Raw genomic sequence first — 12537 nt, forward strand, 5'->3', positions numbered from 1 at the left:
CGGCAGCGCGGTGAGACGGGCCTACAACCCCCCAATAACCTCCCCGAACGCCTCCCAAACCGCCTCCTCCGGCACCGGGGCCCGCAGTTCCACCCGTTGCCCGCTCACGGGGTGGTCGAAGGCGAGCGTAAAGGCGTGGAGGTCGATGGTCTTGCTCGGATTACCGCGCTTGAAGCCGTACTTCTCGTCGCCGCGCAGGGGAGAACCGATGGCGCCGAGCTGCGCGCGGATCTGGTGCTTGCGCCCGGTGACGAGCTTCACTTCCAGCAGGTGGTAGCGGTCGCTGCTGCCGAGGTAGCGGTACTTCAGTTCGGCCCGCTTGGCGGTCTTGTCGGAGCTGTCGACGACCTCCGAGGCATTTCCCTTGCGCTCGCGGATAAAGTGCACGAGGGTGTCTTCATCCTTTTCGGGCCGCTCCCCCACTATCGCCAGGTAGGTCTTCTCGATCGTACGGTCCTTGAATTGCTCGGTGAGTGCCGTCTGGGCCGAAGGCTTCTGCCCGAACAGCACCACCCCCGACACCGGCCGGTCAAGCCGGTGGATGGGATACAGGTCATGGTGGGCGTAGGCGGCCCCGATCTGCAGTAGATTGGCACTTTTCTTGGCGTCGGGTACCGCGGCCAGTCCCGCCGGCTTATTAAAGGCGATGAGCTGGTTGTCCTTGTAGAGGACCCAGTCGGAGGGTCGGCCGGGGAAGCGCTTGGGTTGATCTGCCATTGGGCGAAGGTAGGTAGATGAAGGGAAGGTAGGGGTGGTAAAGGGACTTACCCCGTAGTAGGTCAAGGTAAAAGAGGCTAAACGCAGAGGACGCTGAGGTATGCGCAGAGGTTCGCAAAGCGTGATTGAGCACCCCCCCTCTGCGAAACCTCTGTTCCTCTGCGGTAAATCCCCCAAGTCGCGCAGCGCCCTACCCTACTCCGTGGCACCTCAGTATTGAACATGAAGTCGCGCAGCGACAATCACTCCCCCCTCTGCGAAACCTTAGCGTCCTCCGTTCCTCTGCGTTAAACCTCCAAAGTCGCGCAGCGACAACAACTCCCTACCCTAAGCGGTAAACCTCCAAGTAGCGCAGCGACTATTTCACCTCCTCATAATCCACATAATCATCATGCTCCTCCTCAGGAGTGATGTCGATCTTATCGTGTGGTTTGCGCCCGGGGCCCACTTCGGTCCGCATACGGTGGTACCACTGGTAACCGCGGTAAGCGAACCAGATCAGGGCGATGGTAAGGAGGAGATCGAACATGGGATAAAGGTAGGGTAAGGTAAACTTAGAACCAGGGGTATATCTTCTTCAGCAGCTGCGTCACCTGCTCGGTGTAGGGCGGGTACGCCACGCTCAGGTCGAAAAAGCGCCGTTCCAGCACCGAGCGCTCGTTGCAGAAGTCGACCCAGCCGTGGTAACCGAAGCTCTTGCCCAGGCCGCTGTTGTTGACGCCGCCGAAGGGCAGGGCCGGGTTGGCGTTGCCCAGGAAGAACTCGTTCACCAGGGTACCGCCGGCGCTGGTCTCCCGTAGTAAACGCTTCACGATGGGGCGTTGGTTGGCCTGGATATAAAAGGCCAGCGGCTTGGGCAGGCTGTTGACCTGCCGCACCACTTCGTCGAGGTCCCGGTAGGTCAGTACCGGGATGATGGGTCCGAAGATCTCCTCCTGCATGATGCGCATATCGGGCGTCACGTTGGTGAGGATGGTGGGCGCGAAGTAGCGGTCGGCGGCGTCGTGCTGTCCGCCGTGGGCGACGGTGGCCCCCTGCCCCACCGCGTCGGCGAGCAGGCCGGTCAGGTGGTCGTGTTGCTTCTGGTTGACGATGCGGGCGTAGCTCTCCGACGTCTGGGGGTTATCGCCGTAGAATTCCGCAATCGTCTCCCCCAGCGCCGTTACGTAGCGGTCGGCGACGCGTTCGTGCACCATGAGGTAGTCGGGGGCGGTGCAGGTCTGTCCGGCGTTGAAAAACTTCCCCCAGCTTACGTTGCGGGCCGACTTGCCGACGTCCACGTCCTCCCCCACGATGCAGGGCGACTTACCGCCCAGTTCGAGCGTCACGGCGGTCAGGTTCTCCGCGGCGGCGGCCATCACTTTCTTGCCCACGGCGGGGCTGCCGGTGAAGAAGATGTGGTCGAAGGGCAGCCGGGTCAGGGCGGCTGCGGTATCGGCCTCCCCCTTCACCACCGTCACCTCGTTGGCGTCGTAGAGGTCGGTCATCATCCGTTGGAGGTAGTCCGTGGTGGCGGGGCTCGCCTCCGAGGGCTTCAGCACGATGGTACAGCCGGCCGCGATGGCGTAGATGAGGGGCACCATGGCCAGGTTGAAGGGGTAGTTCCACGGCGAGAGGATCAGCACGCAGCCCTTCGGTTCGTAGTAGATGTAGTTGCGCGTGCCGAGCATGTTGACGGGCGTGGCGACGCGGCGGGGTTCCATCCACCGCTTCAGGTGCTTCTTCACGTAGCCGACGTGGCTGTAGAGCACCCCGATCTCGCTGGTGATGGTCTCTACGGCGGGCTTGCCGAGGTCCTGCCGCAGCGCTTCGATGAGGCGGTCGCGGTTGCCGGCGTCGCTGAGGTAGGTGAGGATGCGGTCCAGGCGTTCCTTCCGCTCCCGGGCCGTGGTGCGGGCCAGCGTGGGCGCGTACCGGCGCTGCCGCTGGAGGAGGTCGTCGAAGTGCTGCGTGGGTGGGGCCGTATCCATACTACGGAGAACGGGGATGTGGCGCACGGGGTTTTGGCGGGGGCGCGGTGCTGTGGAAGCCCCGGACGCACAGCTATTTTACCCGGGCATGCTTGGGCTAGCTTTCTTGCAAAACCAAGCTAGTCTTTACCATAGAATAGAAAGACAAACGGCCCGCTTCCATTTAGAAAGCGGGCCGTTCTTATCGGAGCTAAGCCACTAGTTCTGCGACTCGATGATTGCGAGGGCGATATCGGTGTGCTTTTCGTCGGCTTTTTCGGCTTCCTTCCGGCACATCTCCATGTTCTTGGAGGTCTGGGTAAGGCCCGCCCGCTTGGCGTAGGCGTCCATGGTACCGAAAGCGGCGATCCAATAGTGGAGGGCCAGCTGTCCGGTTTCGATGATGGCGAGGTCGCGGGAGTAGTCGTTATCGTACTTCTTGATCACCGACTTGCTGACGTCGTAGAGCGACTCGACGATGCGGTTGCCGGGTTCCGCGTGGCCGCCCGATTCCTTGAGGGCTTCATCGACGCGCTTGCGCCACTGCTCGGAGGTCTTTTTTCCCGCTTCGAGCGCCGCCTTGAGGTCCGGGTTCGTTGCTGCGTTGTTGATCTCGTCGGTAGCCTGCTTGGCGATCTCGCCGCCGGCCTTCATGGAAGCCAGGCTCTCCTGGATGAGGTTGGTTAGCCATAGTAGTAGGATTTTAGGGGTCTTGCTGTTCGTGCAATTGAGTATGCGCCCCCAGTGTTTCGGGAATCGCCCTGTTTCGCGATTTAGGGTAGGTATGAACAGCAAGTTCTTTTCTCCTTAGGGTACGGAGACCACCGCGCCGGAGCGTGTACATGGAACTACCCCCGGGCTGCCTCCCTGCCGCCGTACAGCCCACCGTGGTGACGCACCGGCCGGGGTGCTGTTGCACGTACTTGAGGTGGCTGTAAAGCAGGCCGATCTCGCCGGTGAGGGATTACTTGTTGCGTTTCACCCACTCCTTCCGTTCGCGGGCCGTGGCGGTCGCCCGGGCGTGCTGCCGCCAGAGCAGGTCGGAAAGATCGATGGTGGTAGAAGCCGTATCCAAACGTATAATACGAGCGTGGCAGGAATGGGCGGCGGGGCGCGGGTGCCGGGGGGACTAGGAAAGAGTGCGTGCACCGGTTACTGGAAACTTGCGCGGGTGACCAGCTGGGGGGATGCCCATAGCCGGGAGGTATACTGGAAGTTGCCGTGCCGGTCGTCGACGCGGGACGCGTACCTGGCTGGACCCTGCTACAAGCCCTGACTCCTACCCTGCCATTTCGCCTTCGCTCCTCCTATTGCGCGATACCGACGGGCGGGTTGGGCAATCACGTCACTACCAACCTGTCTCGGCTGTGGTAAGGCGCCATGGTAAAGGGTGCGTATTTCAGGCCTACGGGGTGCGCAATCACGTTATTTATTTCACCGCCATAGCGTACTTTCATGCAATGCGGATAGGTTGGTGTTGGGCGACAGCCGCTTTAGGCGGCCGAGATAGCTAAGTGCGATAGATTTAAAAATTGGTGATGGATAATTACACTGAATTCGATATATTAAATATAATAAAGGCTGATTTCCGTCTGAGATCAGAGGTGGATCCAATAGTCAACGGTGACGATGCAATTAATCGTGATATTACAATTAATGACTGGTTAGAAATTTGCGATTTGCTACCCGTAGAACATCAAAGAGATGTCTATAATGAATGGTTCGAAATCAATATTTCAGAGGAGGAATGGAAGCAACGGCTAAATCCTGGAAACATCAAGAAAATTAAGGATCTGTGCAAGTTGTTGAGTGAAAAATCGCCACGTAAGCACATCAATGCTATTCGATTATTTGGTAGTGATTGCAAAGAAGCAGCATTATTTAGGGCAATAAAATATAAGAACAGGAATGTTACTCTAGACACTCCATTTAGTGATCCAATCATGGATGACAACTGGGATTTATTTCAAACTTGTCAGTTGCTGAAACCCGGATTTAAGATGAATTTCGAAATTCAAATAAGCCGAAGATTTGACATCATAGTGTGGTTTATTCCTTTAGTTCTTATAGTTTTGGCCTTAGTGGTTTACTACTACAGTATGATAGCTAGTTTTACTTTTATCGTCCTTTTCGCTTTACACTTAAAAACCATTAGGTCTTTTCCAAACATATACATGCTACGAGAAAAAAAGTACGATTCGTTCAAGATTAATGGTTGCAGTAATCTCAAGGAGTTTATTCGTAAGGAAGGGGATACTCTATTGCACGACAGATTGCAAAACCATTAGATTAGATGCCAATACTAGCTTATTTGAGCGGATACAAAAATGCCAATTGTCGATTAGGATAAATAAAAACGTAAAAACATCGCCCAACACCGCGCCCAACGTCAACCGGGGCTGGGTAGGGTCGAGCTTGATGGATGCTATTGGTGTGCGGGTTCGTCGCGTCGTCAATGGCCCGAAAGCTCCCGTTGGTCGGTTTCGGCCCATGTCGCCGCGCCGCCCCCTTTTGGTGGGGTTAAAGTCGCTACCTTCGAATCAATAAATGCCCCGGCTGCGTGGGCGCAATCGTTGGGCGACACCCGCTTAGGCGGACGCAGTCAGCAATGCCGTATTAAATGATTATTCGGCAACACTAGCAGAAACTGGACTTAAAATATTTATATACAAACATATTGCCTGTTCTCAAATAAGTTTAATTACCTTGACCTGCGGTTATATCATATAGTAAATTCAAAATAATGAACGTATCTGAAACTAATATAAATCAAATCATCCAAGATTTAATCAATGAGAGTTCCAGCTTGGATAATATCTTAAGATCGACAAAAGTTCTGGCATACCAACTGAAAAATGAAAATCTTAAGCAATGGGCTGAGGCCGAACTCAGTGGCTACACTATTGGAACTGAAGTCCCTAATTATAGACAAATAGTTTGTGAAGTGCGGGGAGATCTTATTCAGGAATCCTACACAAGAGTATTACAACAAAGAGACCAAAAGCTACCTACTGAATCTTTATCTGATCAAAAGCGAATCTTGCTGACACATCATACCACACATGAAAGTATAGCAGAATTAGAATCCCATACAAATCACTCAAGTGGTAGTGGTCATCTTATCATGGCATTACCATATCAATTTACCAGCTTTTTTGATAACATAATATTAAATTACTCAATTGAAAGAATGTATAAAGTATTTACTATTTCGCAAATAGTAGGAATAATGTCGAAAATTAAAAGTCAACTCTTAACTTTCTTGTTGGAATTAAACGAGGAATTGGGTTATGGTGAAGTCAATTTATCGGCAAAGTCAAATGATATTGATAACGTATTTCGTAAGACCATTGGATCAATTAGCGGACGAAATATAAGTTTGACTTTTGGAAATGAAAATATCATCAGTAACTCATCTGACAATGCGCAAACGAAAAATGTGATTAATCAGGTTAGCGCCTCTGATCATGATTTAAAGTTACAGTTGAATGAAATAATAAATACTTTCAACGAAATACAGAAGACAAATGACATTGAATTGAGCCGAGAAGTTACTTTGGAAGTAGATAGGCTAAGCATTCAAAGTGAAAAGAGCAATCCCGACAGAAATATAGTTGCGCAATCAATAGATATTTTAAAATCTATGACTACAAGTATTTTGGCAAATGGAGTTACTGACCCTGTCTTTATAGGATTAAACAACCTTATTAACGTTGTTAAACAAGGTTTGTAAATTTACGATTAGACTGGCAAATTTAAACTCGAGCGTATACAATTGGTATAAACAAAATTTTACATGCACACTATGAGTATCGATGAACATTACGAGTTATTGACTAAGCTATATTTAAGGCTGAAAGGGTATCTAGTCTCGAACTTGATCATTCACAGTGTGACGCCTGGAAATCATGATTCTGAGATTGACATTTTAGCAGTAAGATTTCCTTACCATGAGCAGACCGATCGACAAGTCGATGTAGAAGATGAGTTAGATTGTGATGGTTCAAAAATTGAATTCATAATTGGTGAGGTTAAAAATAAAACGGACAGATCGAAAATTAAATTTAATCGAGGGCTTAGATCTAATCGAGAGAGTATACGTAAACTTATCAGCTGGCTTGGCTGCTTTCCTGAAGTAGATAAATCATTAATTGACGAGTTTGAGCAGTATTTGAACCAACATAGGGTTTCTGAGGCGGAAGGTTTTGCAACTCTTGAAAGAAATTTTGACCATGCAAAGTTGAAAGTGAAGTTTTTATTTTTTTGTCCCTCCCAGCCTAATTGGGAAGGGAAAGGTTATAAATATATTAGCGGGGAGCAGATGCTCAATTTTATCTGGGAATGCCTAAAGGATGTTGACCCAGTAGAAACTTGCTCAAGACGATACGATTTTACCGGATGGAAGGACCTAGAGCAGTACGTGCGGATATTCAAGGAAAGCGAAATTGCAATTGATAAATCACGGTTTGAAGCAGCTGTTAAAGATTTGAAATAATCAATTCGCCCAACACCGCCTACCACGTACAGCCACCGGTCTAGCTTTTGGGCGCTAGCATTGCTTTAAATTGGCCGGAATAAAGGTCGCTACCCTCCATGTTTGCTCGTAAAGGCGGCCGTCGGGTAGGCCTTCGTTCGCCGCAATCACATCAAAACACTTACTACACTCTCGATATTATTTATAAATTACCCCTGAACAGCCTATTATGAAAGAATTATCACTTTACATCTAAAATGGCCTTGAAGTCAATTCACGAACTTTCACCATTGGAGCAAGGTGGTAGAGTAGCACGGGGTGGATTTATTTACCAAGATCATGTTGGGGCACATTACTGCTTGGACATGATAGTGGAAGAAGAAATTGATGAAATCTGGTTGGAGAAACAAGATGACATTACCTTATTTAGAAAACAATCCAATAAGGTAGTAGTGGAGTTTGTTCAAGTAAAGCACAACACGGAGAAAGGATCTAGATGGTCACTACCTGATTTTTGTCGGCGAGAAAGTGATAAGCTAGGTACATCAATTGCCGAAAAATTATTAATGAATGACAGATGCACTGAGGATACCTTATTTCAAATAGCAGCTTCATATTCTTTAAAAAAAGATGATTTAGGATGTCTCACACTTAAAAGGGAATCTTTAGAGCGGCAGTTTGCAGGTGAAAACCTTAAAGAGCTTATCAATCAACTCGAAGATAGATTGCCTGGAGTGACCTCTCCAAAAGGCAATGGTTGGGAATACTTAGTTAAGAATTGCTACTGGAAAAAGTTTCCTGGAGACGTCAAATCAATAAGGAGTATAAACATATTGAGGTTTGAAGATTTGTTAAATTCTATGGGATACAGCTGTAATATTGACCAGCGAAAGCAAATGTATGATAATTTTTTGGGACTAGTTCGAGACGCATCAACAGAGGATCTAAATGAACGTCCAGATGCGTTTAAAATTAATAGAATTAGACTTCAAAATTGGTTAAAAGAAGAGGCAGATTTACTATACTCCTTAGGGAGGTTATCAAAGCTCTCGGAGAAAATGAGGGATGCAAATATTCCGGACGATATAATTCGGTCAGCTAACTACATGAGAGTAAAATATAAGAATGACCGAATGACTACCACATATGTAAGCCAGGAAAATTACACAGACTTAGAAAATGAAATTGAATTTTTTCTTCATGATGCTTTAACCAAGCTTTCGTCCGGAAAACTACAATTAAGTGGTATGGAATTCTATGATTACTGTCTTGATGGGGTGAAACGTATATCTGGAACTTTTTCGCTAAAAAATGCGAAGTTTGTAGGTGTTGGATATATGTATGATATCACAAATAGGTGTATGCATAAATTCCACGTCGCATGAAATCACTCCAACAAATAAAGGATTACCCAAGTGGCAAAGCACTTTATGCAGATTCAATAATTGAATTCCATGCTAGCAGATTAATTTTGTTAGTACGTTACTGCGGTGTTAAAGAGCGTAATTCAAACACCTTTAGAATTGATGGTTTGACAAAACTTGCAAAGTTAGATTTTTTCGTGCGATACCCCGCTTTCTTCAAGGTCGTATGCGACAAACTAAAAAAACAGGCGGAAATGCAACGCATCGATATAGAGAGTAAAATGATTAGATTCCATTATGGCCCATGGGACGAACGATATTATCAAATTTTACCTTATTTGGAGGCTAGAGGAATATTTTACATCGAAAACTTAGGCAATCAATACACTATTCGTCTTAGTGCTTTTGGAGCAGAAATCGCTGATCAACTTTTTGCCGACAATAGCTTTATAAGCATCGTTCATGACCTTAAGCAAGTGAAAAAAGTACTTGGATCAATGTCAGGTACGAAACTCAAAGATCTCATATACGAGACGTTCAAAGATGAGGTGGCCATTAAAAAGCTTCGAGAAACAATTGGATATGAGTAAGCTAGAAATTATCGCTACCCGCCGAGTAACCAGCGATGGAGAAGTTGAATCATTAGAGTTTATAAATGGTCTAAACTTAATCATAGGTCAACCTAATACTGGTAAAACGGTTTGGCTGAAAATGATCGACTTTTGTTTTGGCGATGGAGGCTCGATCGAAAAGGCTTTGGGTGACGATTTAATCCTAATAGAAAAATATGTTAGTGTCCAAGTTGATGTTCTAATAAACGAAACGAAGTACACATTTGAAAGGAATTGGACAAAGAAGGGTCAGAGATCTAAGACCATTGTAAATTCTGCTGGATTGTCTACAGAAGAATTTTCTGAATTTGTTCTTGATGCCCTTGGTATCCCACAACTAAAAATTCCTAAGGGTAATCCGTATATAAATACTTGGAACAGCCTTAGCTTTCGGTCAGTTTTCCGGCACATTTATAGGCAAGAGAGATTTTGGACAGAGCTGGCAGATAAGCAACCCGAAGCGGATCAATTTGCGTGTCTCGCATTGTTTCTCGGGTTCGCTGAACAACTCTTTCCACAAGAGTTAAGCGAGATTACTAAGAGTTATAAGCTGATGTCAAATCTGGAGTCTAAAAGAGACCAGTATGAATTGATTTTGGACAAGATTACGCGTGATTTGACATCAGAGGATGATGAGGGAGAACTAAGTTTTGCAACATTAATGGAGATTGATGCGCTATCTGATCGTTATCAAACCCAATTGAATAATCTGTTAGTTTCTAGGGAAAATGAAATAAAGGAGCAATTAAATAGAAATTCGAATAGAAATAGTACTCTATTGATTTCTGATTTATCCAATAAGCGGCAGGAACTCGTTGCAAGACTGGTTGAGGCGCAAAAAGAATTAAGCTCTTTTATAAATAAACTTAGTGAAGTTTCAGAATTAGAATTACGACTTGTAAATGAAGTAAATAGACTTAAGCGAACTGGTCTTGCTAGCATACTTTCAAATTTAAAGATTACTCACTGTCCAGCTTGTGATCAATCAGTGAAACATCTAAAGCCAGTAGACGATGATCACTGCTTTCTATGCCATCAATATATTGAGCATGTTGATTCATATGATGATCGTCTTGAAATAGAAATTAAGCAAATAAATATTGAACAGAAAGAGCTAAAGAATTTGCGGGAAGACACAGAACGGGCTATTAATGAAGGCAGTGAAAGAGTTAGAAATATTGAAAAATCTATCAGGCAGTTAGATCAGGAAATTGCGCCTTTGAAAAATTCCTTGTCAATATTTACAAATGAACAACTTTCTGTGATTGATAGCAGAAGAGGTCAAATCGTAGAAAAACTAGAGAATCTCAGAAGAATAAGACTAAATGTTTTAGAGAAAAACGAATTGTCGACTTCAATTGGTAATGTTGAGAAGGAAATTCAACGTATCGAAAAATTAGCTCAACGTAAATTATCCAACATAGCTTATTCAAATGTGGCGCAAGACCTTGAAGAAGGTATGAATAGTTATTTGGGTCAGATTAATCGGCTCTCTCCTGGTGTTTGGAATCAGGGAAGAGTTCAATTTTCTATATCATCTAAAGGGTTCAATTTTTATGTTGGCGATAAAAGTTGGCTTTCACTTAGTGCAACTCTTAAGGCGTATTTTTTACTAGCCTATCACTTTGGATTATTGCACATATCCCAATTTGAAAAATTTTACTATCCAAAGATTATTATACTTGATTTCCCGATGCAATTTGAAAGCGAAGAAATCAATTCATCTACATTGAACTATATGATTGAACCTTTTAAGGCGCTATTAGATAAGTTGGATGGACAGGTAATAATCGCAGGTCGAAACTTCCAAATTGAGGGCGATGCAGTAAACACTATAGTTTTGCAGAAAGTCTATACAAATAATTAAATGCGGCGAACACCGCCTACCACGCACAGCCGCCGGTTAAGTTCTTTGGTGCTAGCATTGCTTTAGAAGCGCTCGTAATGAATGCCGGTACCCGTAGAGTTTGCTGGTGAAGGCGGCCGTCGGGTAGGCCCCCGTTGGGCGACAGCCTGCCATTAAAGGCAGGCCGTAACACTACTTCCTTTATCCAGTAAAGTCAGATTGAACTATATATTGCAATGTATAAGATTGAGCGACGTTATTCCTGAGCTCAAAGGTTTATAATTATGTCGATGAGGTGGGAAAGCGTATGGATATTTTACGCATGTGTGGCTTGTTTAGGGATCTCTATGAATGGATGCAAGCATGTTGAAAGCAGTGAAACAGCTATCATATCCCTGAATAGGAAATTTAATCAAATCACAGATTTAGCACCAGGAAATGATAGAATACTGTTTATTGTAGACAGAAACTATATATACTATATTAATGATGGACAAGATGCTGCAATCTTTTTGGATAGCCTGCCGAATGCAGAATTCATTGTTTCAAAAGACACTTATGTAAAATCTCGTACAGAATTGTTCAAAGTAAATCAACTGCGAACTGATCCAAAGTTGTTAATTGTGTCCGAGCCATTTAACATCGATTCTATCGAAAAAATTGAAAAAATTGGAGAAGCCTTCGAAAATTACAAAGTAATAGATTGTTGTAATGGGGAATGGGGCGGTACGGTAAGCTTTATAAATAAACTTGATACTACACAAGTGAATTCAATAGAAAGCACGTGTTTGTTGAAGGTTCTATCCGGTCCAGGCTATAATATTATATTAAATTATATGATGCATGGCATGGGATCCAGTTCAATATATAAAATACGGTCAATTGATGATCTTCCAGAAAAGGACATTTGCCACAACTTCGGGTTTGATCTAGATTCGTGGACTTTCATGGATAGTACTATGCAAGCCATCGCTACAGGTGGATTGAATGAACTCATCTTCGATACAACTGGCGTTGAAATAGTTGATGGTGAAATTATTCAAAATAATGTTTATGTTTTATTAAGATCAAAATGGCCAGATAGGATGGATCTAAGCATAATTTCTGATGCAGGCCTCACTACGGTAAAATCATATGAATTCCAAAATCAAGAAAATCGACTTTCCATCGGTGGGTTTCTTACGGCCGACGGATCTCTTTACGTTCGCCAATGTTCATGGGATTATGATCGATTGAAGGAAGGGAAAGGCTACAATAATCAGATAATCATTTATAACATAATTACTGATAAATCGAAGAAGATTACAATTGTAAGATAAATCGCCCAACAACACGCCAGCGTCAAACCGGCGGTTGAGGGGGTGGGTGTCGAGGACGATTTATATTGGGGAATGAAGTTGGTGGCGGTCCGGAGAGCTGGTGGGTGGAGCCGGTCTGCGCCGGCGTAAACGTTCTGCGCAACTAACTAACAGAACCATCAAAGCAACCTAATCATGAGAAACTGGCTGAAAATTCTTAAAGCTTACCGACAAGGTAAATTTGATAGGTACTTTTACGGATTAACACCAAGAATGCT

General features: G+C 45.6%; 11 protein-coding genes. 7 read left to right on the forward strand and 4 right to left on the reverse strand.

The annotated features are described in order from the left end of the window. Window positions 1-21: 21 nt before the first annotated feature. The 4 genes from DQG19_RS11715 to DQG19_RS11725 all read right to left on the reverse strand — a co-directional run bounded on the left by DQG19_RS11715 (window position 22) and on the right by DQG19_RS11725 (window position 3320). Window positions 22-717 carry an RluA family pseudouridine synthase gene (locus tag DQG19_RS11715; protein WP_116126435.1) on the reverse strand — a complete coding sequence of 232 codons (696 nt, stop codon included), beginning with the start codon at window positions 715-717 and terminating at the stop codon, window positions 22-24. Between the two features lie 358 nt (window positions 718-1075). Then, a complete protein-coding gene (locus DQG19_RS20885; protein WP_157974468.1) occupies window positions 1076-1246 on the reverse strand; it encodes a hypothetical protein in 171 nt (56 codons plus the stop codon). Window positions 1247-1271: 25 nt separating this feature from the next. Beyond that, window positions 1272-2687, reverse strand: a complete 1416-nt coding sequence (locus DQG19_RS11720; RefSeq protein ID WP_116126436.1) for an aldehyde dehydrogenase family protein — start codon at window positions 2685-2687, stop codon at window positions 1272-1274. Window positions 2688-2885: 198 nt separating this feature from the next. Then, window positions 2886-3320 (reverse strand): DUF892 family protein, encoded by a 435-nt coding sequence (locus DQG19_RS11725; protein ID WP_116126437.1) that lies wholly within the window; start codon window positions 3318-3320, stop codon window positions 2886-2888. Window positions 3321-4204: 884 nt separating this feature from the next. Between DQG19_RS11725 and DQG19_RS11730 the strand changes: the two genes are divergently transcribed. The 7 genes from DQG19_RS11730 (at window position 4205) to DQG19_RS20900 (ending at window position 12280) form a co-directional block, all read left to right on the forward strand. Beyond that, window positions 4205-4954, forward strand: a complete 750-nt coding sequence (locus DQG19_RS11730) for a hypothetical protein (RefSeq protein ID WP_116126438.1) — start codon at window positions 4205-4207, stop codon at window positions 4952-4954. Between the two features lie 455 nt (window positions 4955-5409). Then, window positions 5410-6399, forward strand: coding sequence for a hypothetical protein (locus tag DQG19_RS20890; RefSeq protein ID WP_157974469.1), 990 nt, complete (start codon window positions 5410-5412; stop codon window positions 6397-6399). 72 nt (window positions 6400-6471) lie between these two features. Next, window positions 6472-7161 carry a hypothetical protein gene (locus DQG19_RS11735; protein ID WP_157974470.1) on the forward strand — a complete coding sequence of 230 codons (690 nt, stop codon included), beginning with the start codon at window positions 6472-6474 and terminating at the stop codon, window positions 7159-7161. A 236-nt stretch (window positions 7162-7397) separates the two neighbouring features. After that, a complete protein-coding gene (locus tag DQG19_RS11740; protein WP_116126440.1) occupies window positions 7398-8525 on the forward strand; it encodes a dsDNA nuclease domain-containing protein in 1128 nt (375 codons plus the stop codon). Then, on the forward strand, window positions 8522-9094 hold the full coding sequence (locus DQG19_RS11745) for a hypothetical protein (RefSeq protein WP_157974471.1): 573 nt from the start codon (window positions 8522-8524) through the stop codon (window positions 9092-9094). The genes DQG19_RS11740 and DQG19_RS11745 overlap by 4 nt, the downstream gene beginning before the upstream one ends. Continuing rightward, window positions 9087-10982 carry a hypothetical protein gene (locus DQG19_RS20895; protein WP_157974472.1) on the forward strand — a complete coding sequence of 632 codons (1896 nt, stop codon included), beginning with the start codon at window positions 9087-9089 and terminating at the stop codon, window positions 10980-10982. The genes DQG19_RS11745 and DQG19_RS20895 overlap by 8 nt, the downstream gene beginning before the upstream one ends. A gap of 269 nt (window positions 10983-11251) precedes the next feature. Next, window positions 11252-12280, forward strand: coding sequence for a hypothetical protein (locus tag DQG19_RS20900; protein WP_157974473.1), 1029 nt, complete (start codon window positions 11252-11254; stop codon window positions 12278-12280). Window positions 12281-12537 lie beyond the last annotated feature (257 nt).

This window comes from Lewinella sp. IMCC34183 (assembly GCF_003390915.1).
In the GTDB taxonomy this organism is placed as follows: Bacteria; Bacteroidota; Bacteroidia; order Chitinophagales; family Saprospiraceae; genus Neolewinella.

Excerpts from the sequence above, each read along its gene's own strand:
- DQG19_RS11715 (WP_116126435.1), bottom strand. The coding sequence starts at position 717 with ATGGCAGATCAACCCAAGCGCTTCCCCGGCCGACCCTCCGACTGGGTC.
- DQG19_RS20885 (WP_157974468.1), bottom strand. The coding sequence starts at position 1,246 with ATGTTCGATCTCCTCCTTACCATCGCCCTGATCTGGTTCGCTTACCGC.
- DQG19_RS11720 (WP_116126436.1), bottom strand. The coding sequence starts at position 2,687 with ATGGATACGGCCCCACCCACGCAGCACTTCGACGACCTCCTCCAGCGG.
- DQG19_RS11725 (WP_116126437.1), bottom strand. The coding sequence starts at position 3,320 with ATGAAGGCCGGCGGCGAGATCGCCAAGCAGGCTACCGACGAGATCAAC.
- DQG19_RS11730 (WP_116126438.1), top strand. The coding sequence starts at position 4,205 with ATGGATAATTACACTGAATTCGATATATTAAATATAATAAAGGCTGAT.
- DQG19_RS20890 (WP_157974469.1), top strand. The coding sequence starts at position 5,410 with ATGAACGTATCTGAAACTAATATAAATCAAATCATCCAAGATTTAATC.
- DQG19_RS11735 (WP_157974470.1), top strand. The coding sequence starts at position 6,472 with ATGAGTATCGATGAACATTACGAGTTATTGACTAAGCTATATTTAAGG.
- DQG19_RS11740 (WP_116126440.1), top strand. The coding sequence starts at position 7,398 with ATGGCCTTGAAGTCAATTCACGAACTTTCACCATTGGAGCAAGGTGGT.
- DQG19_RS11745 (WP_157974471.1), top strand. The coding sequence starts at position 8,522 with ATGAAATCACTCCAACAAATAAAGGATTACCCAAGTGGCAAAGCACTT.
- DQG19_RS20895 (WP_157974472.1), top strand. The coding sequence starts at position 9,087 with ATGAGTAAGCTAGAAATTATCGCTACCCGCCGAGTAACCAGCGATGGA.
- DQG19_RS20900 (WP_157974473.1), top strand. The coding sequence starts at position 11,252 with ATGAGGTGGGAAAGCGTATGGATATTTTACGCATGTGTGGCTTGTTTA.